Annotated in this window: 13 protein-coding genes and 3 rRNA genes; 6 read left to right on the forward strand and 10 right to left on the reverse strand. The window is 57.2% G+C overall.

Annotated features, from left to right (window positions below):
- Positions 1-80 precede the first annotated feature (80 nt).
- Positions 81-2,225, reverse strand: coding sequence for a transglycosylase domain-containing protein (locus MUN79_RS25240; RefSeq protein ID WP_244675267.1), 2,145 nt, complete (start codon positions 2,223-2,225; stop codon positions 81-83).
- Positions 2,226-2,384: 159 nt separating this feature from the next.
- Here MUN79_RS25240 and purB point away from each other — a divergent pair, with 159 nt between their 5' ends.
- The 6 genes from purB (at position 2,385) to MUN79_RS25270 (ending at position 10,340) form a co-directional block, all read left to right on the forward strand.
- Entirely contained in the window at positions 2,385-3,749 is a 1,365-nt protein-coding gene (gene purB, locus MUN79_RS25245; RefSeq protein WP_244675268.1) for an adenylosuccinate lyase, read from the forward strand.
- Between the two features lie 49 nt (positions 3,750-3,798).
- Positions 3,799-4,176 carry a hypothetical protein gene (locus MUN79_RS25250; RefSeq protein WP_244675269.1) on the forward strand — a complete coding sequence of 126 codons (378 nt, stop codon included), beginning with the start codon at positions 3,799-3,801 and terminating at the stop codon, positions 4,174-4,176.
- Positions 4,125-5,480 carry a T9SS type A sorting domain-containing protein gene (locus tag MUN79_RS25255; RefSeq protein WP_244675270.1) on the forward strand — a complete coding sequence of 452 codons (1,356 nt, stop codon included), beginning with the start codon at positions 4,125-4,127 and terminating at the stop codon, positions 5,478-5,480. The genes MUN79_RS25250 and MUN79_RS25255 overlap by 52 nt, the downstream gene beginning before the upstream one ends.
- 419 nt (positions 5,481-5,899) lie before the next feature.
- The gene (locus MUN79_RS25260) at positions 5,900-6,577 is read left to right on the forward strand and encodes a LuxR C-terminal-related transcriptional regulator (protein ID WP_244675271.1); all 678 of its coding nucleotides are present in this window, start codon (positions 5,900-5,902) and stop codon (positions 6,575-6,577) included.
- A gap of 103 nt (positions 6,578-6,680) precedes the next feature.
- Entirely contained in the window at positions 6,681-8,435 is a 1,755-nt protein-coding gene (locus tag MUN79_RS25265; RefSeq protein WP_244675272.1) for a T9SS type A sorting domain-containing protein, read from the forward strand.
- Positions 8,436-9,245: 810 nt separating this feature from the next.
- A complete protein-coding gene (locus tag MUN79_RS25270) occupies positions 9,246-10,340 on the forward strand; it encodes a glycosyltransferase family 9 protein (RefSeq protein WP_244675273.1) in 1,095 nt (364 codons plus the stop codon).
- A gap of 210 nt (positions 10,341-10,550) precedes the next feature.
- Here the strand turns inward: MUN79_RS25270 and MUN79_RS25275 are convergent, their stop codons facing one another.
- The 9 genes from MUN79_RS25275 to MUN79_RS25315 all read right to left on the reverse strand — a co-directional run bounded on the left by MUN79_RS25275 (position 10,551) and on the right by MUN79_RS25315 (position 21,129).
- A complete protein-coding gene (locus MUN79_RS25275; protein ID WP_244675274.1) occupies positions 10,551-11,375 on the reverse strand; it encodes a glycosyltransferase in 825 nt (274 codons plus the stop codon).
- Positions 11,360-11,677 carry a hypothetical protein gene (locus tag MUN79_RS25280; RefSeq protein WP_244675275.1) on the reverse strand — a complete coding sequence of 106 codons (318 nt, stop codon included), beginning with the start codon at positions 11,675-11,677 and terminating at the stop codon, positions 11,360-11,362. Before MUN79_RS25280 ends, MUN79_RS25275 begins: the two co-directional genes overlap by 16 nt.
- A gap of 6 nt (positions 11,678-11,683) precedes the next feature.
- A complete protein-coding gene (locus MUN79_RS25285; protein WP_244675276.1) occupies positions 11,684-12,673 on the reverse strand; it encodes a glycosyltransferase family 2 protein in 990 nt (329 codons plus the stop codon).
- The gene (locus tag MUN79_RS25290; protein ID WP_244675277.1) at positions 12,666-13,178 is read right to left on the reverse strand and encodes a DUF4199 domain-containing protein; all 513 of its coding nucleotides are present in this window, start codon (positions 13,176-13,178) and stop codon (positions 12,666-12,668) included. Before MUN79_RS25290 ends, MUN79_RS25285 begins: the two co-directional genes overlap by 8 nt.
- A gap of 59 nt (positions 13,179-13,237) precedes the next feature.
- Positions 13,238-13,768 carry a DUF4199 domain-containing protein gene (locus tag MUN79_RS25295; protein WP_244675278.1) on the reverse strand — a complete coding sequence of 177 codons (531 nt, stop codon included), beginning with the start codon at positions 13,766-13,768 and terminating at the stop codon, positions 13,238-13,240.
- A 54-nt stretch (positions 13,769-13,822) separates the two neighbouring features.
- The gene (locus MUN79_RS25300) at positions 13,823-15,883 is read right to left on the reverse strand and encodes a BatA domain-containing protein (RefSeq protein WP_244675279.1); all 2,061 of its coding nucleotides are present in this window, start codon (positions 15,881-15,883) and stop codon (positions 13,823-13,825) included.
- 378 nt (positions 15,884-16,261) lie between these two features.
- Positions 16,262-16,373 (reverse strand): 5S ribosomal RNA (rrf, locus tag MUN79_RS25305).
- 88 nt (positions 16,374-16,461) lie between these two features.
- Positions 16,462-19,369 (reverse strand): 23S ribosomal RNA (locus MUN79_RS25310).
- 246 nt (positions 19,370-19,615) lie between these two features.
- A 16S ribosomal RNA gene (locus tag MUN79_RS25315) occupies positions 19,616-21,129 on the reverse strand.
- Together the 16S, 23S and 5S rRNA genes form the textbook arrangement of a ribosomal RNA operon.
- Positions 21,130-21,704: the final 575 nt, after the last annotated feature.

The following is a 21,704-nucleotide window of genomic DNA, read 5'->3' on the forward strand; positions in this document are numbered from 1 at the left end:
TCAGGCGCCCTTTCTTAACTACTGCAAAAGAAAACCCCGGCAGCTGCCGCTGCCGGGGTTTTCTTTTGGTTTTCTCCGCCCTATTCCTTGGGCGGGGTGGTCGAGGCCGGCGGGGCCACGTTGGTGTTGACGCCGGCGTCGGGGGCTTCTCCGCCGAGCAGGTCAATCAGGTTGAGCGGCTCAAACTGGGCGGAGTCGGCGGCGGAAACGGTGCGGGTCGTATCGGGGCGCACGGCGCGGAAGATGGAGCCGTGGGCACGGCCGGGGAAGCTCAGGTTGTAGGTCACGCTCTGCCGGTCGCCCTCCGAAATCATGCCCTTGCGCTCCATCAGGTCGGCGATGAGGCGCAGGAAGTAGCGGGCCGCGCTGCGCATCTCGCCATACTGGTTGAACGACGCCTGGTAGCGCTTGGGCCGCGGGATAATGCTGGCCAGGTACAGGCTTTCCGACAGGTTCAGGTTGCTGGGCTGCTTATCGAAGTAGAACCGCGCGGCCTCGTTGACGCCATACACTTTCGGGCCCCACTCGATGATGTTCAGGTAGACCTCAAACATGCGCTCCTTCGACACTAAGCGGGTGTTTTCAATCAGCCACACAATCAGGGCCTCCTCAATCTTGCGGGTAACGGTTTTCTGACGGGTCAGAAACACGTTCTTGATCAGCTGCATCGAAATCGTGCTGCCGCCGCGGGCAAAGCGCTTTTCCTTGATGTTCTGAATGGCCGACTTCACAAACGCCTTTTCCATGAAGCCCTTGTGGGTCAGGAAGCGCGGGTCTTCGGCCGTCATGATGGCATTCTTCAGGTAATCCGGTACGTCGCTGTAGGGCGTAAACTTCGGATTGGAAGGGCCCACCGTGAAGGTTTTGATCGAGTCGCCCTGGTCGTTATAGGCCGTGTAGGGAAAGTCCTCGTTGAGCTTGTTCAGATTCTCGCGGCCGAAGCGGCTGATGCGGAAGTTCTTGGGCGTCAGGCCGGAGTTAAACTCCAGGCTGTCGAGCTGGTTCATGTCCAGGTTCAGGTGCAGGCGGTAGGTGAGCGTACCTTCGCCCTGCATGCCTTCCAGGGTGTTGAACATACCTTCGGGCAAGGCCTCGAAGAATGTGTTGGCCGGCGTTTCGGCCGATTCCACGTCGGCTTTCACCTGCAAGCCGGCCAGGGCTTCGCTGCGGCGGCGCACCCCGTTCACCATCTTGCCAATCACCCGCTCATTCACCGGCAGCTTGCGGATGCTGACCACGGGAAAGAAATCCATGCGGTTCAAACTCACTTTCGTGCCCTTATCCAAGGCGGCAAAAGCCTGACCCAGCCGGGCCACGAAGTCGATGCCGCCGCGGGGAAAGCGTACGTCCCGGTCCGAGAGCTTGGGGTGATTTACAATGAAGTTGGCCGCCGAAGCCGTACCACGCACGGTCAACTCGTCATCGTCGAGTTCCTTATCGGTCAAGCTGAGACGCAGCGTATCGAACTGTACCCGGGCTCCGTAGCGGCGCAGCACGTAGGGCAATACCACCGGCCGGCGCTCCAGGCCGAACACCTCGGCATTAAGAGCGTAGTCGCCGGGCTCCACGTGGCCCTGTACGCCCACGCGGTTTTCGACCGAGTCGATAACGGCCGTGACCTGCCCGCTGATGTCGCCGTCCTCAATGGCCATGCGCGGCATCGTGATGCGGGCCTGGTGGCGCGGGCTTTCGAAGGTGACCAGGAAGTTGCGAAAATCGGCTTCTTCGGGAATGTTGTCGAAGCCGCCTTCCAACAGCTGGTTGGCTAGCAGACCGTAGTTCACGCCTTTAGTCGTGTCGCGCGGGGTGGCCGGCTGCGCACCTTTTTTCTTGTAGAGAAAGGAGAAGTTATCGGAGCGGGCCGTTTTGCGGGCCGTCAGCTGGGCGTCGCTGATTTCCAGGTTGCTGAACACGGGGCGGCCGGCAAACAAGGACCGCACGCTCAGGGACACCGTCATTTGGCGGGCCCGCAGCAGCGTGTCGGCCGGAGTAGCCAGCGGCACCATGCTCATGCCGTCGATGCGCACAGTGTTCAGGTCGGTAAAGCGGGCCGCGCCCAATGCCAGGGAAACGGGATATTTCCGTTCTACTTTGGCTTTTACCTGCTGGAGGGCATAGTCCAGAAGCTTTTGTCGTTTGAGCAAAAACACGCCCAAGGCCACGCCCAGCAGCACCACGAGGATGCCCAGACCAATGCCTATTTTTTTCTTAGTAGCTGAAGTCACGCGAACGAGGAGAGGAAGAAAAGAGCGGTAGGCGTATGCCAATGTTGTGCCGAACCCGCTGCCGCTCGGGTAACAAAGGTAGCGAAAACCGCTGCGCTAACCGTAGCCGCGCCGCCTCATTCGCTACCTTTGAGCACTCTGGCCAACTTCTTTTTACGCATGACTGCTGCTGCCGACTACGCCGCCCTCTCCCCGCTGACCGCCGTTTCGCCTCTCGACGGGCGCTACCGCCGCCAAACGCTGCCCCTGGCGGCCTACTTCTCCGAGCTGGCCCTGATTCGCTACCGGGTGCTTATCGAAGTTGAGTATTTCATTGCTCTCTGCGAACTGCCCCTGCCTCAGCTGCAAAGCGTGCCGGCCGACATATCTGGCCAGCTGCGCGGTATCTACAAGAACTTTTCGCAGGCCGATGCCGAAGCCGTAAAAGCCCACGAGAAGGTAACCAACCACGATGTGAAGGCCGTGGAGTACTTCCTGCGGGACCAGTTTACGGCTCTGGGGCTGGGCAATTATCTGGAGTTTATCCACTTCGGCTTGACTTCCCAGGACATCAACAATACGGCTATTCCGCTGAGTTTGCAGCACGCCCTGCTGCACACGCTGCTGCCCGCCTACGCCCAGGTGCGCAACCAGTTGGCCGCCCGCGCCTCCGACTGGGAAACCATTCCGATGCTGGCCCGCACCCACGGTCAGCCAGCCTCGCCCACCCGCTTGGGCAAGGAAATTCAGGTGTTCGTGGCCCGGCTCGACGCCCAGGTGGAGCTGCTGGCCCAGGTACCGTTTGGCGCCAAGTTTGGAGGGGCCACCGGCAACCTGAACGCCCACCAGGTAGCCTACCCGCAGGTGGATTGGAAGCAGTTCGCCGACGTGTTCGTGAACAACCGCCTGGGCTTGCACCGCAGCCAGCCTACCACCCAGATTGAGCACTACGACCATTTGGCCGCTACCTGCGACGGGCTCAAGCGCCTCAACAACATTCTTATCGACTTGGCCCGGGACGTGTGGCAGTACATTTCGATGGGCTACTTCCGCCAGACCATCAAGGCCGGGGAAGTGGGCTCGTCGGCCATGCCGCATAAGGTGAACCCGATTGACTTTGAAAACGCCGAGGGCAACCTGGGCGTGGCCAATGCCGTGCTGGAGCACCTCTCGGCCAAGCTGCCCATCAGCCGCCTGCAGCGCGACCTAACCGACTCCACCGTGCTGCGAAACCTGGGCGTGCCGCTGGGCCACATCCTGATTGCGCTAAACTCCCTGCAGCGCGGCCTCGACAAGCTGGCCCTCGACGAGCAGGCCCTGCACCGCGACCTGGAGGCCAACTGGGCCGTGGTGGCCGAGGCCATTCAGACGGTGCTGCGCCGCGAGAATTACCCCGACCCCTATAACGCCCTGAAGGCTTTGACCCGCACCGGGGAGGCTATTTCGCAGGCTAGCATTGCTGAATTTATTGAGACACTCACCGTGGCTGACGCTGTCAAGCAAGAGCTGCGCGCTATTACGCCCCACACCTACGTGGGCATCTAGCGACTTTACGCCCGTACCAAAATTTACATTTTCTGCTATTCTCACCTCTATGAAAAGATTTCTACTGCTGGCGGCGCTGCTGGCAGGCCCCGGCCTGACCCGGGCCCAGAGCTGGCAATGGGTGGCCGCCGCTACCGGCCCCGGCAATGCCCGCATCCTGACCACTGCCACCGACGGCACCGGTGGTACCATCGTAGCCGGCGACTTCACCGGCACCATCACCCTGGGGAGCACCACGCTGACCAGCGCCGGCAACCGGGACGTATTTGTGGCTCGCCTCAACAGCGCCGGGGCCTTTACCCAGGCCGTACGGGCCGGGGCACGGCCGAGGACTACGCTATTGACCTGGCCCTGGCCGCCGATGGCACCGCCACCGTGCTGGGCGGCTTTTACAGCGCCACCGCCGAGTTTGGTCCCACCGTGCTGACCAAGGTTAATCTTATCGGCGGCGCGGAGGTTTTCGTGGCCCAGCTTAGCAGCGCGGGCACTTGGACGCGGGCGGTGCACGGGGGCACTGGCGGAGTCAACTTCCCCTCGGCCCTGGCGCTGAATGCCGCGGGTGAGGCCGTAGTATCGGGCTTTTTCTACGGCACAACCACCAGCTTCGGGACGACGACCCTCACCAACGTTAACCCCTCTACGACCAACGCCGATATCTTCGTGGCCCGCCTGAGCAGCGCTGGCACCTGGACCCAGGCCGTGCGCGGCGGCGGCAGTGGCGACGACCGGGCCGAAGGAGTGGCGCTAGCCGCCGATGGCACGGTGGTCGTGGCGGGCTCATTCCGGGGCCAGACGATGGGCCTGGGCACATTCTCGCTGGTCAATGCCGACCCCAGCGGGCAGACGAATGACGTGTTTGTGGGCCGCCTAAGCGCCGCCGGTGCCTGGACCCAGGCCGTGCGGGCCGGCGGGCCGGCCGCCGACCAGGCCCGCCGCCTGGCCCTGGATGCGGCCGGCAATGCCACCGTCGCAGGTTCTTTTAGCAGTTCGGCTATTAGCTTCGGGACGTTTACGCTAACGAATGCCGGTGGCACTACCGGTTCTTCCGACATCTTTGCCGCCCGCTTTACCCCAGTCGGCACCTGGAGCCAGGCCGTACGAGCCGGCAGCAGCGGCTCCGAAACGGCCCTGGCGGTAGCCGTCAGCGCCAATGGGCAGGCCACGGTCGGCGGGGTGTTTACCGGTCCTACGGCTTCTTTTGGCAGCATTTTGCTCTCAAATGCGGATGTCAACGGCTTCTCTAACGACTTGTTTGTGGCCCGCCTCAACAGCGCCGGCTCAGACTGGACCCAGGCCTTGCGGGCCGGGGCCGGCAGCGACGAGGCCGTAGTAGACCTGGACCTGACCAGCTCCGGGGAGGCTACTATTGCCGGGCTTTACCTGTCGACGACGACCATCGGCACCACCAAGCTGAACTCGACGACTTCCACCGACAATACCGGCCTAGTAGCCCGCACCACGGGCCTGACCCTGGGCGTACGCCAGGCCGCCGGCACGGCGCCGCTAGCGGTGTACCCGAACCCGGCCGCCGCCGGAACCGCTACCCTGCGGCTCTCCGGACCCGCTCCGGCTGCTCAGCTTCTGGTCGTGCGCGACGCGCTGGGCCGGGCGGTGCGCCGGGCTACTGTTGCCGCCGGTCAGCAGGAAGTCCTGCTGCCGACCGCCGGCCTGGCCCCGGGCGTGTACCTGGCCGAAGCCGGCCTGAGCCGCGTGCAGCTGGTGGTAGAATAGACTTTCAGCACAAACCGGTAGGGCAAAGGAAAGCTTCGGACTTCCATCACCCCAGTTAAGTAAAGCGCTATGGCTTTCTAAAATCCCTGGCTTACCGCTGCGTAAGCCAGGGATTTTTTTGAGCTTCACCCTAGTAGAGTTCTAGACAGCGGCAGAGTTGTTTCGGCTGGTTTGAAAACGGGCAGACGCATCCCGGGATTGAGCGCGATGAGTTGCTGACGACAGCTTACCAGATGAGGCGAATTGAGATACTGGAAAGGCAGCGTAGCCGGTCTAGTAACAACGTCGGCACAGGACTCACCGAGTATTCCAGCCCGTTGGTCGGGTAAAGCGCACCGTCAATAGTGAGAGAGCAGCACTACTCTTTTACCATATTGATAAACGCCTATTTTTATCCGGAATTGCCCTACTCCCGCTCTATGCTACCCAACTCACACACCGCTCTGATTGCCGCCAAAATTGCTGAAGTAGCCGCCACTGCCGATTTCTACCCCGGTGTGGTTATCGTGCATAACATCCGGACTCAATCCGTGGAATACATGTCGCGGCCGGGCCTGCAACTGCTGCGCACCACGCTGGCTGAGCTAATTGCCATGGGGCCCGAGTATCATTCGCGCTTTTTTAATCAGCAGGAATCGGCTGAGTACCTGCCCAAGATTATGGCCTTGCTCGAGCAGAATGACCTGAACCAGGTAGTAACCTTCTTTCAGCAGGTGCGCACTACCCAAAGCCCGGATTGGAGCTGGTATCTGAGTTCAATTCGTATCCTGCTGCGCGGTGACGACGGCCTGCCGCTGCTGGGTTTGTGCTTTGCCTGCCCAATTGATGCGACCAGCTCGGTGTCTATTAAGGCGACGCGGCTGCTGGAGGAAAACAATTTTCTGCGCAAAAACCACAGCAAGTTTGGCCAGCTCACCAAGCGCGAGTGCGAAGTGCTGCGTTATCTGGCCCTGGGCCGCAGCGCCCCGGAAATCTCCCAAACCCTGTTCATTTCGGTACAAACAGCCGAAACCCACCGCCGCAACATCAAGCAGAAGCTCCGCCTGGAGTCGGGCTACGACCTGGTACAGTACGCCCAGGCCTTCGACCTGATTTAGCAGAAACCCTGCGCCTAAATACCTACTTGTGGGTATTGCGGCCGATAGCGAGCAGGCCGAGCTTTGTGGCTCCGCTTTTTCTTCTCGCTCCTACTTTAGCCCGATGCGACACATTTACTTCTCTTTTGGTCTGGCTCTCACGCTGGGCTTATCTGCTGCCCAAGCCCAAACCCCCACCTGGACGGGTGCCGTAGCCCCCACCAACCCCACTCCTACCGATGACACTGGAGCAGTGGGCAGCGGCATAACCATTGATGCCGGTAACAATCAATACGTGACTGGGTCCCTCATGAACGGCCTTGGTAGCGGAGCCCCCGCTACCCGCGTATTCGGCAACACCAGCCTCACCGGCGGCTCAGGCTATGCCAGTGGTTTCGTAGCCAAGCTTTCCCCCACCCAGCAGTGGCTCTGGGCCCTGAAGGCCACCAGCAACGGCGAGGGCGTAAGCTTCGATCAGACTGCCGTTAGTTCGGCTGGTGACGTCTACGCCAGCGGCACCGCCTACGATGAACTCTCGCCTAACGGGGGCCGGGTACTGACGGTGGGCACCTATACCTACACGACTACCAAAGACGCGGCTTCTTTCATTACTCGTCTCAATGCCAATGGGCAGCCGCAGTGGCTGGCCGGGGTATCTGGAGCTTCAATCGAGGCTTCGGGCTGGGACAATGTGGCCGGCAACCTCGTGGTAGTTGGTGAATACAGCGGTAGTGGCGTCACGTTTGGCAGCACTACGCTGCCCACTGCCGCCAACGACGGCTTCTTTGTGGCCCGCCTCAACGCCGCAGGCCAGTGGGTAAGCGCCGTGGGGGTGGCTAGCGCCGGCACCGCCAGCTCGGCCCGCTTTACCGTAAATGACGCTGTTGTAGGTCCGCAGGGCCAGGTAGCCATAGCCTTCCGTATCCGCAACACGTCCTTAACGCTGGGCAGCACCATCATTACCTCCACCAGCGCCACCCAGTCTAAATGCATCATTGCACAAATCAGTGCTGCCAACCAGATAGCCTGGGTTGTTGAATCGGAAGGAACCGCTGGTAACACTATCCCTTACGCCGTAAATGATCTGCAATACGACCGGACTGGTAATGTATGGTTAGCCGCAGAAAGCTTTGATACCGGGCTGCAGTTGGGCAACCGTACCGTGGGTGAAGACTCCTTTGTGGCCCGCCTCTCCCCTACCGGCCAGTGGGGCGCAGTAGGTACCATCGGCCACAGCGGTAACCCTAACCGTGCCAACAACACGTACGCTCTAGCCGCGGACGCGCAAGGCAACGCCGTAATTGTGGGTGATCTGCCGGATGCCATTACGTATACCTTTGGCAGCATTTCGCTGGTCAACCCTACTGTGGACCGGAACTTTGTGGCCCGCTTTAACCCTACGACCGGAAACTGGGAGTATGCCCAGCTCGCACCGACCGTCAGCACGAATGGCAACTATGTTTTAGGGGACATAGCACTGGATGCAGCTGGCAACCTGATAACCTCAGGCAGCCTGCAATCCGGCAGCGTAACGTTTGGTTCTACCACGCTCACTAGCCCATCTAGCTCTGGCTTCAACTTCTTCGTGGCTAAGCTCAGTAATGCTGGCCGGCCCTTGGGCGTGCGGCAGGTAGCGGGCGTAGCGCCGCTAGCGTTGTACCCGAACCCTGTTGCGGCCGGTGCCGCCGCTACGTTCCGTCTGCCTACGGCAGCCACGGTAGCTCAGTCTCTGGTGCTGCGCGACGCGCTGGGCCGGGTAGTGCGGCAGGCTACCATTGCCGCTGGCAAGCAGGAAGTGCAGCTGCCCACTGCAGGCCTGGCTCCGGGTGTGTATCTGGCCGAAGCCGGTCTGAGCCGTGCCCAGGTAGTTGTAGAGTAAACTATGACGACCGGGTAGACAAGTCTGCCTTCTCCTAGGAACAGCCCCGGTGCACCGCTAGTGTGCGCCGGGGCTTTTTGCTGAAGCTTTACGCGGCCAGTGGGTCAGCGGTGGGGGTTCGTCCCCAGCCAGCAGCTTGGCCATTTCGCGCCCTCAATGGCTAGCACCCGCAGGCGCAGCGGCATCACTCTGCAGGGTATCTTGGGCTTCGGCAGCGAAGTCGGCCAGCCACCGCCGGCCCCGCTCGTTGGGAAAGCTACCTGCAGGGCTAGTAGGGCTTGCAGGCATAGCCAGGCCTGTGGTGTTTGGCAGCAGGTGAGTTTCTGGCCCAACGAATATTTCTGAATGCCCTGCAGTTGTAACTGCCGCTGGTTCCGGTCCTCATTCGCCAGGCGAAACAGAGGCGCAGGGCACGGGTGCGGGGCCCTAGGGTGCGGGCAGGGCCTGTATCAGATGATGAAAGCGCAGCCACGCCGCCGTTGGCATATACCGCTCTCCCCGCTCATCCATGGCCACTGCGGCACGGGTCGGGTGCCGCAGTGGCCATGGATGAGCGGGCTGAGGCCAAAGTGGGCCCGAACAACCTGCTGGATAATGTGCTAGGAACGGGGACACGGTGGCCGGAGAGCTTCCTGGACATAGCTCAAAGAGAAGTAGAGCCAGTTGTGACGTTTGAGGTGGCGATATTTTTAAACGTCACGCCTTCAAACGTCACAATGGCGCAAGCCCGTATTACTGCGGGCCTTTTTGCTGGGGAACTGCGGCAAGCTTCCCGCCTTCGGCTACCTTTGCCGGATACTTCCTTCCCGTATGGCCTCCCTCAACGGCATCACCGTTCATCCCGACTGCCGCCATTTCCGCGGTGATATTCCCTGCCGCCCCAACAAGGAGCACGGCTACCAGTGCGCCGGCTGCCCCGAGTACGCTCCTGTGCAGGAGCGTATCCTTATCATCAAGCTCGGCGCCATCGGTGACGTAATCCGGACCACGCCCCTGCTGCGCCGCCTGCGCCAAGAGTATCCACAGGCCAAAATCACCTGGCTGACGCACACGCCGGCCATCTTACCGGCCGGGGCCATCGACGAGATTCTAAAGCTGGAGCTGACCAGCGTGCTGCACCTGCAGGCCCGGGAATTTGACCTCTTGCTGAACCTGGACAAGGACAAGGAAGCCTGCGCCCTGCACGACACGATTCGGGCCAAGCAGAAGTTTGGCTACACCCTGCTGCCCAACGGGGTGGCCTGGCCCAGCAACGAACTGGCCAACCACAAGTTTCTGACCGGGGTGTTTGATGAGCTCAGCCAGCTGAATCAGAAGCCCTACGTGCAGGAAATCTTCGAGCTCTGCGGCTTCGAGTTTCAGCACGAGGAGTACGTCTTCGATAACCACCAGGACAAGGGCTACAACTGGAATGCCCTGTCCATGGGCAAGCCCCGCATCGGCCTCAACACTGGCTGCGGCGACCGGTGGACCACCCGGCTGTGGAGCGATGAGAAGTGGCTCAGCTTGATTACCCAGCTGCAGCAGGCCGGCTACGCACCCGTATTGCTGGGCGGTACGGCCGAGGATGAGCGCAACCAGCGCCTGCAGGCCGCCACGGGCGCCACCTACCTGGGCACTTTCCCCCTGGAGCAGTTCATCAACCTAATGTACCAGATGGACGGCATCGTGACTCAGGTGACCATGGCCATGCACATCAGCATTGCCCTGCAAAAGCCCACGGTGCTAATGAACAACATCTTCAACCCCTACGAATTCGACCTCTACGGCCGGGGCCAGCTCGTGCAGCCCGACCGGCAGTGCGTGTGCTTCTACCGCGGCACCTGCAAGCTAGGTACCAGCTGCATGGAAGAGCTGCCGGCCGAGAAAGTATTCCAAGCTGTGCGGGCCAGCGTGCCGGTGTAGCGTAGAGCAACCGTGTCATTGCGAGGCGTAAGCCGAAGCAATCCGTCCTCTGCTGGTGACGAACTGCCTTTTACCAGAAAGCCCTTCACTACGCCGATAGTGAAGGGCTTTTATGTGTTGGTATTAAGCTTTGTGGTATAGGTGAGGAAGGTCCTTCGCTCTGCTCAGGATGACAGAAGAAATTGGATGGCCTTCGAAAACCTTCACCTTCTACCCTGCCACGGCCTTCAGGGCCGCTACCATCTCACTCCACGAAAACTCCTTTTTCTTGGCCCATACGCCCGCGGCTAACTCTGACTCGCGCTGGTGCTCGTAGAAATCAACCAAGGCGTCGGCAATGGCTATGGGGGTGGGCTTTACTACGTAGCCCACTTCTCCGTCGGGAATCAGCTCGGCTAGGCCGCCTACGTCGGTTACCAGCATGGGCCGCTCGAAGTGGTAGGCAATCTGCGACACGCCGCTTTGGGTGGCGTTTTTATAAGGCTGCACTACCATATCGGCGGCGCAGAAGTAGTCGGCCACTTTCTCGTTCGGAATGAAGTCGGTAGCCCGCACCAAGCGGCTTTCCAGGTCGTACTGCTTGATTAGCGCCTCGTAGGGCGCGGCATCTTCGTAGTACTCGCCGGCAATGATGAGCTTGACGGGCAACTCGCGCAGGCGCGCATCACCAAATGCTTCGAGCAGTATATCCAGCCCCTTGTATGCCCGGATAAAGCCGAAGAACAGCAGGTAGCCAAACGTTGGGTCGAGCTGCAAGGCTTGCAGGGCCACAGGTTTGGCCTTAAGCGCCCCGAAGTTGTCGTAGAGCGGGTGAGGCTGATACTGGGCCGGTTGCTTGAAGTGCAGGCGACGCAAATCAGCCAGCACCGAGCGCGACATCGTAACGAAACCGTGGCAGGCCGAGAGGAAGTAGCGGGTCAGGGGCCGGTCGCCCGGACGCTTCTCGTGCGGTATTACGTTGTCGGTAATGGCCACCACGCGGGTGTGACGGTTGCGGCGAATGCGGCGGGCAATGTAGCCTAGGGCCGGACCCATAAACGGCAGCCAGAACCGGAAAATGACCAGGTCAGGCTTTTCGCGCCGCAGCTTCTCCCCACTTTCCACCACGTCAGCGGGTTCACCGAATTAATGCTGACTTCGATATCCAAGTCACTAGGGCCAGCTTCGGTGCTGAACTGAGTCTGGCCCGGAAACAGAAAGCCGGGATACTGCAGACTGAAGGTGACCAGCCGCACCTCGTCGCCGGCGTCGCGGAAGGCCCGCGCCAGCCGCTCATTATAAGTAGCCAGGCCGCCCCGCAACGGATACGCCGGCCCGATGATTACGACGCGTGCCACAGCTTATTAGTCAGGTAAGTTTATTCGGTCCCGAATCAGGTAATCGTTCCGCCGCGGGCCGTTGAGCTGCACCATTTCGGCCAGAAAGCCGGCCAGAAAGAGCTGCATACCCACAATAACGGCTACCAGGGCCAGGAAAAAAAGCGGCTGGTCGGTTACATCCCGGGCCCGCAGGTTCTGATTGGCCAGGTACACCTTCTCGATAACCAGCCACAGGGTAATAAGCATGCCCACCAGAAACGACACCGAGCCCAGCGTGCCGAAGAAGTGCATCGGCCGCCGCCGAAACCGGCTTACGAAGGTGATGGACATCAGATCCAGAAAGCCGTACACGAACCGCTCCAGTCCAAACTTGGTTACGCCGTACTTGCGCTCCTGGTGCTGCACGGCCTTTTCGCCGATGCGGCCGAAGCCGTTCCACTTGGCAATAACCGGAATGTAGCGGTGCATTTCCCCGTACACCTCGATGCCTTTTACTACGCGCTGGTCGTAGGCTTTCAGGCCGCAGTTGAAGTCATGCAGGCTAATGCCCGAAATCCAGCGGGTGGCGCCGTTGAAAAGCTTGGTCGGAATAGTTTTGCTCAGGGGATCAAACCGCTTCTTTTTCCAGCCGCTCACTAGGTCGTAGCGCTCCTCCACTATCATGCGGTAGAGTTCCGGCAGCTCCTCGGGAGAGTCCTGCAGGTCGGCATCCATGGTGCATACCACGCGGCCCGTCGTTTCCCGAAAGCCCGTGTTCAGGGCCGCCGATTTGCCGTAGTTGCGGTTAAACCGGATGCCCCGTAGGTGCGAATCGGTCTGGGATAGTTCTTCAATCACGTCCCAGGAAGCATCTGTCGAGCCGTCGTCAATGAGAATCACCTCATAAGTCAGCCCGTGCTGGGTCAGCACTCGGTTGATCCAGCGCGTGAGTTCTGGTAAAGACTCGGCTTCGTTGAGCAGGGGAATGACAATGGAGAGCTCAACGGGGAATTGGGACGACAAACGCTTACTCAAACTCGGGTCGTTTATGCTTGGTGAAAATAGACACGATCAGGCCGGTGATAAGCCCGCCAAAAGCGCCTCCCAACGTACTCTTACCGATCTGCAGTGGAGACTTCATCTTCTCGTCGCTCAGGCCTTCCAAGCTTTTCTGGATCTGTTCCTCCTGCACACCTGGCATGGAGCTCATCCAGGCTTCCATATCGGTGCGCATCCGCAAAGGATAGTCCGGGTCAATAAAGTTGACGTAGGCGTAGTTAAACAGGCTTGAAATAAAGCCAGAAATCAAGGACAGCACTACTACAATCAGAATGCCCTGGCCATAGGTCATAAACCCGTGATTCTGCTGCTTGAAAAAGCGGTGAGCCAGGATAATGCCCAGCGCATACACAGCAATGCTGGCCGTGACATAGATAGAATACTTAAAAGACAGCTCCGTCGCGCGCAGGATAAAGTCAACAATAATCCACAACAGGCCCGTAATAAGGCCGTAGCGAATCCCAACCGCAACAGGGGACACGGGAGTAGCAGTAGTTTCCATAATTCTGAGTAAGTGGTGAAAGATTGGTCAGCTGAAAATTATTTGCGCAGAAAAATTCCGCCTGGGATGCTTAACAGCAACCCAAACAGAAGCTTCTTCATAAAATCATCTGTAGCCAGTCCTTGCGCGTTTACCGCCTTCAGGCCCTGAATTGTCCGCTCATACTGCTCTTTGCCTCCTGGTCGCCGCACAAACTCTTCCCGGGAGCCCTCCGCAATTTTGAGCATGGCGGCCTTGCTTTTCTCTACTTCCTCGGGCCCAGCTACCTGCGCTAGCCCATACACTCCCATCCCGGAAAGCGAAGCAGATAACACAGCCGTCAGCAGGCCCGTCCCAATAGCGCGCTTCAATCCGGGTCCTTCGGGCTGAAAGTACCGCCGTAGAAACCACTGGCTAGCAATAACGGCCAGCGGAGGCACAAAAATGACCATGAGCCGTTTAGGGCCGAATGGGTCATTACCCGACAGCAGGAGCCCGGCAATCCAAGCCGTACATACCAAACCGGCTCCTAGGCTAAAAAGCAGGGCCGTACGCATTACCGTAGCGGTGGGGGAAACTTCAGAGGACACAGCCGGAAAACAAGTGAGGCAGCAAGATAGAGGACTTTGCCCAAACTCTGAGCCTTACGCAGCCACTGCCGCTGCTGGCTGGGACTTACGGCTACCTGCAAAGCGCAGCAGCAGCACCTCTACCAATAAGCAGCCTAGAGCAAGTAGCAAACAGTAGCGCCATAGAGGCGTTCCTACCCGCTGGGCTTTATAGTGTGCGGCCACGGAACGGTCGGTACCGCCTTCGTACACTTGGATGTTGGGCCGTTTAGAGCCGATCAGTTGCCGCAGCTCAGCAGCAGAATAGTAGGACAGTTCCGACTCGGCTTTACTCAGGTTCAAAGCCAGCGTCGTCAATACCTTATTATTATATTCTACCTGATAAAAGCCTGGTTCCTGCACGGCAGCTGGCAGCGTCAGGCGCAAGCTGCCGCCCTCCCACCGCTGGGCCGGAATTACCGTTGAACTATCCTTACGCAAACTTACTACCGGCTCATCCTGCTGCTTATCACCCTGCACCGGTACTCCCAATGCAATAGTGCCCTGATTCAAGCGGTAAGCTAGCCGCTGCTCCGACCGGTAGCTGCGCATCGCTAAACGGTACATGACGGGTACAAATAGCGCGTGCTGGGTAAAGTTCGAGTAAGCAGCCCCAAAAGGCGCCGCAAATAGATACACATTTCCCTTACCGCTCGGAAATCCTGCTAAGAATCCGTCTCCGTTGCGCATTTTCAAAACGTCAGTCCCCGAACGTGACCAGCGTAGTACCGGCGCGACCTTAGGCATTACCGCCCGCTGATTTGAGGCACTAAACACATCCTGGAAAAACGGGTTTTGCAGAGACGGTGCCGCCACATCCTGCAGCACGGGCGCAGACCCGGGGCTTACTTGCCACTGTACGCCCCCTATTCCCAGACCGCGAAACAAATGACTGTACTCGCCCTGGGCATCTGGACCAGCTGCTGGCGGCACTATTACCAGTGTAGCACCTTGGTTTACGGCCCGCAATAGGTTTTCCTGCAGGGCATTTCCTAGTCTGGGCACCTCTTCCAGCACAATCAGGTTAGCTGCATTCAGCTGGTTATAATCAACCGTCTGGCTGTTGTTATTAGAAAGCGCAAACATAGACTCGTTGCGGTACACGCGGCTCACAGCTGTTTCCCGTGGCCCGGTTACGTTCAGTATGCCAATTTGTGGCGAAGCCTGCAAGGTGAAAAAGTAGGTATTGTCAAACGTAACCGGAAAATCCTCTACCTCTACACGGCATTGCTGCACTGCAGAGCTTTCCAAACGCACTCGAACGGTAGAAGCGGTACTCTCGTGAGCATTAACAGCGGCACGGAAGGCAGCTACCTGCCGATTCCCGACAAATACCTTTACCTGGCAATCCGTAGCCGCCAAGGCGCCACCATTACGAAGCCGCACCCGCAAGCCGATGTCGGACCCGGAGCGCACAAACGCATCATCCAGCAGCACGCTATCCACGTAGACGTTTGCCGCCCGCTTACCAGGCAAAGGCACCAGATACGTTTGGTTTAGACTATCAGCGCTAATAGCACGCAGATCAAACGTGTTCTTTTGAAAGTCCGAAAACACAAAAGTCTGCCGCACGTCAGCCACTCGTTGGGATTTATCCAATAAGGACGTCACACTTTTCGCCTGTCCCGATATGCTTGCCCGTTGCAAGCTGGTTTGAAAAGCGCTTTGGGTCAACAACGAATTAGAAGTAGTTGGTAGTAAGTATCGTGCAGAAGCCGGATACACGGCCGGCAGCTCATCAGCCTGCTCAATAGCATGATCAAAAAGGGCTTGCCCATCTTCCCCTTCAACCGCCATACTCGGTGAAGAATCAATTATAGCCGTTACTACTCCACCTGCCTGCTGCCGTTGCTCAGGAGCCGGTATAAAAGGCTGACAAAAAAGCAACACCAAAAATGACACAAAGCCGATTCGGGCGGCCAGTATCAAGAGGTGCTTCAGTTTTCGTTGCCGTGCAGTAACCAGCTTTATTTCACGAATGAAGCCAACGTTTGTAAACAAAACACGCTGAGGGCGGCGCAATTCAAAAAAGTGAATTACAATTGGAATGGCAACAGCCAAAAGCCCCAATAAAAACCACGGATAAGTTAATGCCATCAGATGCTTGAGATGAGTCTGTGAATGTAACACCCAAAGACACCTCACCTATTCATTAGTATGCACTAATTTCCTTAACAGAACGAGCAAAAAGCGGCTTAATGTTACCAGCAAACAGTCCAGAAAATCCTTATAATTATTATTATCAAACACTTACAGTCTTAGTATAGGTAGTAAACATCGAGTACTATCTGCCACCACATTACTTCGACTATACTCAGCAGTACATTTCCTCTCTGCCAAAACCAGTGACTCAACGGATGCCCCAACCAGTCAATGCCAGCCTATAGTAAGCCGCGAGGCAGCTGGGGCCAGGGAGGGGCTAAAACGCGACTGCCCCTCGCAGCACGAAGTCGCGAGGGGCAGGGCTTGGAAAAAGGTTGGCGGCGACCGACTCTCCCGCCGGTGAAGGCAGTACCATAGGCGCTACGGGGCTTAACTGCTCTGTTCGGAATGGGAAGAGGTGAACACCCGTGCTAAAGCCACCATTACTGGTGTCAGGATCACATGCTAGTGAAACTGTCAAATCGTTGACGCAGGAAACGGGTAAGAAGAAAAAGAAACAAAAGAGCTTGGTCTACTAGAAGCGCTCGAGTCATTAGTACTGCTCGGCTCGGCCATTTCGGACCTTCGACCTGCAGCCTATCAACGTGGTAGTCTACCACGACTCTTATTATGGGAGATCTCATCTTGAGGTGAGTTTCGCACTTAGATGCTTTCAGCGCTTATCTCATCCCAGCGTCGCTACCCGGCGCTGCAACTGGCGTCACAACCGGTGCACGAGCGGCTGGTCCAACTCGGTCCTCTCGTACTAAAGTCAGGTCCTCTCAAATCTCCAACGCCCACCACAGATAGGGACCGAACTGTCTCACGACGTTCTGAACCCAGCTCGCGTGCCACTTTAATCGGCGAACAGCCGAACCCTTGGGACCTTCTCCAGCCCCAGGACGTGACGAGCCGACATCGAGGTGCCAAACCTCCCCGTCGATATGAGCTCTTGGGGGAGATCAGCCTGTTATCCCCGGCGTACCTTTTATCCTTTGAGCGATGGCCCTTCCATGCGGAACCACCGGATCACTATATCCGTCTTTCGACCCTGCTCGGCTTGTAGGCCTCACAGTCAAGCCCGCTTCTGCTATTGCGCTCTGCGTACGGTTACCAAGCGTACTGAGCGGACCTTTGAAAGCCTCCGATACTTTTTTGGAGGCGACCACCCCAGTCAAACTACCCACCAGACACTGTTTCCCGGTTAGAGATTAGGCGCCAAGCAACACAAGGGTGGTATTTCAACGTTGACTCCACGATGGCTAGCGCCACCGCTTCACAGTCTCCCACCTATCCTACACATGTGTTACCCAGCGTCAATGTCAAGCTATAGTAAAGGTGCACGGGGTCTTTCCGTCCCGTGGCGGGTACTCGGCATCTTCACCGAGACTACAATTTCACCGAGCTCACGGCTGAGACAGCGCCCAAATCGTTACACCATTCGTGCAGGTCGGAACTTACCCGACAAGGAATTTCGCTACCTTAGGACCGTTATAGTTACGGCCGCCGTTTACCGGGGCTTCGATTCAAACCTTCGCCTTGCGACTAAGTTCCCCTCTTAACCTTCCGGCACCGGGCAGGTGTCAGACCTTATACTTCCTCTTACGAGTTCGCAAAGTCATGTGTTTTTGTTAAACAGTCGCTTGGGCCTTTTCACTGCGGCTTCTGGCATTGCTGCCAGGAAGCGTCCCTTCTCCCGAAGTTACAGGACCATTTTGCCGAGTTCCTTGGCCGTGATTCACTCGAGCACCTCAGGATTCTCTCCTTGACTACCTGTGTCGGTTTGCGGTACGGGTTACTTCATTGTTAAAACGCTTAGCAGGTTTTCTTGGCAGTCTGATTAGGTACACTATCCCGTTGGCCGAAGCCGCCAGGTACTATCATGTTTCAGCAAAGTCGGCGGATTTACCTACCAACCCTATACCTACGCACTTCAACGGGCACTTCCGTCCGCCCGCGGTACTTTCACTTCTGCGTCACTGCATCACTGAATGAAGTAAGTGCTGGAATATCAACCAGCTGTCCATCGACGTAGCCTCTCGGCGTGGCCTTAGGTCCCGACTAACCCTGATCCGATTAGCGTTGATCAGGAAACCTTAGTCTATCGGTGGGCGGGTTTCTCACCCGCCTTATCGTTACTCATGCCTACATTTGCTTTTCTGGCCGCTCCAGCATCCCTGACAGAACACCTTCACCGCTGACCAGAATGCTCCCCTACCACTTACGCATAGCGTAAATCCATTGCTTCGGTACCGGACTTGATGCCCGCGTATTATCGATGCCCTCTCGCTCGACCAGTGAGCTGTTACGCACTCTTTAAAGGAATGGCTGCTTCCAAGCCAACCTCCTGGCTGTCAAAGCAAGTGGACCTCCTTTGTTCAACTTAGTCCGAATTTAGGGACCTTAGCAGATGGTCTGGGTTCTTTCCCTCTCGGCCTGGGACCTTAGCACCCCAAGCCTCACTGCCGGCTATATTACTAGGCATTCGGAGTTCGTCAGGATTCGGTAGGCTATGACACCCCCTAGTCCTATCGGTAGCTCTACCTCCTAGTAACTCAACGCCGACGCTGTACCTAAATACATTTCGGGGAGTACGAGCTATTTCTCAGTTTGATTGGCCTTTCACCCCTACCCTCAAGTCATCCAAATCCTTTTCAACGGAAACTGGTTCGGACCTCCAGTTGGTTTTACCCAACCTTCATCCTGCTCAAGGGTAGATCACAAAGTTTCGCGTCTACCTCCTCTGACTCTGCGCCCTATTCAGACTCGCTTTCGCTGCGGCTCCAGACGTCAACGTCTTTAACCTTGCCAGAGAAGAGTAACTCGTAGGCTCATTATGCAAAAGGCACGCCGTCAGCCCACTAAAGGCCTCCGACCGCTTGTAAGCACACGGTTTCAGGTTCTTTTCACTCCGGTATTCCCGGTTCTTTTCACCTTTCCCTCACGGTACTAGTTCACTATCGGTCTCTCAGGAGTATGTAGCCTTAGCGGATGGTGCCGCTGGATTCAGACGGGGTTTCTCCGGCCCCGCCCTACTCAGGAATCCTCTACCGTACACTACCAGCTCGCTTACCGGACTCTCACCGTCTATGGTCGACTTTCCCACGTCGTTCAGCTAAAGTAATGTAATCAGATGTTGAGGTCCTACAACCCCGGACTGGCCGTAACCAACCCGGTTTGGGCTCGTCCCCGTTCGCTCGCCACTACTTGGGGAATCATTGTTATTTTCTGTTCCTCCGGGTACTTAGATGTTTCAGTTCCCCGGGTTTGCCCCATTCTGTAAACAGATGGTCTCTAGTCTTCAACTAGAGGGGTTGCCCCATTCGGAAATCTTGGGATATAACGGGTATGTGCCCCTCCCCCAAGCTTATCGCAGCTTATCACGTCCTTCATCGCCTCTGAGAGCCTAGGCATCCCCCGTGTGCCCTTCGTTACTTCTGTAACTTCCCGCCTTGCGGCAGGAAGAGCTCTTACGGCTGTTGTCGGCTTGCGCCCACAACAGCGATGTTGTTTTCTTCTTACTCGTTTTCCTACGTCAAAGAACTTATGAAGCACATTTTGCTTCAAAGGGGAAGAGCAGCCGATGAAAGCCTACTCTTCGAAAATCTGAATAGTGGAAATGACCAATAGGTATTCATTGAAGTCGAGCAACGAAGGAGGACTCACTCACGAGTCGGACCGCTCCAGAAAGGAGGTGATCCAGCCGCACCTTCCGGTACGGCTACCTTGTTACGACTTAGCCCCAGTTACTTGTTCTACCCTAACTGGCTTCTGTGACGAGCACCAGCTTCAGGTCTACCAAACTTCCATGGCTTGACGGGCGGTGTGTACAAGGCCCGGGAACGTATTCACCGCGTCATTGCTGATACGCGATTACTAGTGATTCCAGCTTCACGGAGTCGAGTTGCAGACTCCGATCCGAACTGAGAACGGCTTTGTGAGATTGGCATCACATCACTGTGTAGCGACCCTCTGTACCGTCCATTGTAGCACGTGTGTAGCCCTAGGCGTAAGGGCCATGATGACCTGACGTCGTCCCCGCCTTCCTCACTGCTTGCGCAGGCAGTCCTATTAGAGTCCCCGGCATGATCCGCTGGCAACTAACAGTAGGGGTTGCGCTCGTTGCGGGACTTAACCCAACACCTCACGGCACGAGCTGACGACGGCCATGCAGCACCTTGCTTTGTGTCCCGAAGGAAAGGCTCATCTCTGAGCCGGTCACGCGCATTCTAGCCTAGGTAAGGTTCCTCGCGTATCATCGAATTAAACCACATGCTCCACCACTTGTGCGGGCCCCGTCAATTCCTTTGAGTTTCACTCTTGCGAGCGTACTCCCCAGGTGGGATACTTAACGCTTTCGCTAAGTCACTAACTGTGTATCGCTAGCAACGAGTATCCATCGTTTACGGCGTGGACTACCAGGGTATCTAATCCTGTTCGCTCCCCACGCTTTCGTGCCTCAGTGTCAGTACCAGCCTAGTCAGCTGCCTACGCAATCGGGGTTCTGGATGGTATCTATGCATTTCACCGCTACACCATCCATTCCGCCAACCTCGTCTGGACTCAAGCCCGTCAGTATCCAGGGCAGTTCCACTGTTGAGCAGTGGGCTTTCACCCCGGACTTAACGGGCCACCTACGCACCCTTTAAACCCAATAAATCCGGACAACGCTTGCACCCTCCGTATTACCGCGGCTGCTGGCACGGAGTTAGCCGGTGCTTATTCCTCAGGTACCGTCAGTTTGGGACGCATCCCCTTTTTCTTCCCTGAGAAAAGCCGTTTACAACCCAGAAGGCCTTCATCCGGCACGCGGCATGGCTGGGTCAGACTCTCGTCCATTGCCCAATATTCCCTACTGCTGCCTCCCGTAGGAGTCTGGCCCGTATCTCAGTGCCAGTGTGGGGGATCACCCTCTCAGGTCCCCTAGCCATCGTCGCCTTGGTGGGCCGTTACCCCGCCAACTAGCTAATGGCACGCAACCCCATCTACATCCAATAAATCTTTACCAGTAAGACGATGCCGTCTCAGTGGGTTATGCGGTATTAATCCGCCTTTCGGCGGGCTATCCCCCAGATGTAGGCAGGTTGGTTACGCGTTACGCACCCGTGCGCCACTCAAGGTATTGCTACCCTGCGTTCGACTTGCATGTATTAGGCCTGCCGCTAGCGTTCATCCTGAGCCAGGATCAAACTCTCCATTGTATAAATTCCTACACTTGTGCGAACACAAGCTGATGTCGAGTGCTGATCCGACTCGTATAACGAGTAAGTCTCGTTTCGTTGTCGCTTGTTTTGCTCTTCCCTATTGCTAGAGAACAGCCTTACCTATTTGTCATTTCCAACTATTCAAAGAACGTGTGTTACAACCTGTTGTCGTAACCGTGGGCTAGCCAAGCTAGCGTCTTTTCTTCTTACTGTGCCGAGCGTCGTTCCGTTCGGGGTTGCAAAGGTAAGAAGCTTTTTCGTTTCGGCAAGCACTCGTGAAAGTTTTTTTTCAGCGAAGCAGCTCGTTTTCGTTTCTCATTCCCTCTTCCTCTTGAAGCGGGTTGCAAAGGTAACAACCTTTCTTTTCACTTTCCAAACAAACTCGAAAACTTTTTTCTTCGTGGTTCATAGCCCGCTTCCGTTCGATTTGGGAGTGCAAAGGTAAGAACCTTGTTTGCTACTTTCCAACTTCAAGCGAAAACTTTTTTTCGAAGACTTCTTTCGTGTGTCTGTGCCCCTCGTCCGTTTGATTTGGGAGTGCAAAAGTGCAGCATTCTGCTTTTACTTCCAAA

Source organism: Hymenobacter cellulosilyticus (genome assembly GCF_022919215.1).
Taxonomy (GTDB): domain Bacteria; phylum Bacteroidota; class Bacteroidia; order Cytophagales; family Hymenobacteraceae; genus Hymenobacter; species Hymenobacter cellulosilyticus.

Excerpts from the sequence above, each read along its gene's own strand:
- purB (WP_244675268.1), top strand. The coding sequence starts at position 2,385 with ATGACTGCTGCTGCCGACTACGCCGCCCTCTCCCCGCTGACCGCCGTT.
- MUN79_RS25250 (WP_244675269.1), top strand. The coding sequence starts at position 3,799 with ATGAAAAGATTTCTACTGCTGGCGGCGCTGCTGGCAGGCCCCGGCCTG.
- MUN79_RS25260 (WP_244675271.1), top strand. The coding sequence starts at position 5,900 with ATGCTACCCAACTCACACACCGCTCTGATTGCCGCCAAAATTGCTGAA.
- MUN79_RS25265 (WP_244675272.1), top strand. The coding sequence starts at position 6,681 with ATGCGACACATTTACTTCTCTTTTGGTCTGGCTCTCACGCTGGGCTTA.
- MUN79_RS25270 (WP_244675273.1), top strand. The coding sequence starts at position 9,246 with ATGGCCTCCCTCAACGGCATCACCGTTCATCCCGACTGCCGCCATTTC.
- MUN79_RS25275 (WP_244675274.1), bottom strand. The coding sequence starts at position 11,375 with ATGGGTCCGGCCCTAGGCTACATTGCCCGCCGCATTCGCCGCAACCGT.
- MUN79_RS25300 (WP_244675279.1), bottom strand. The coding sequence starts at position 15,883 with ATGGCATTAACTTATCCGTGGTTTTTATTGGGGCTTTTGGCTGTTGCC.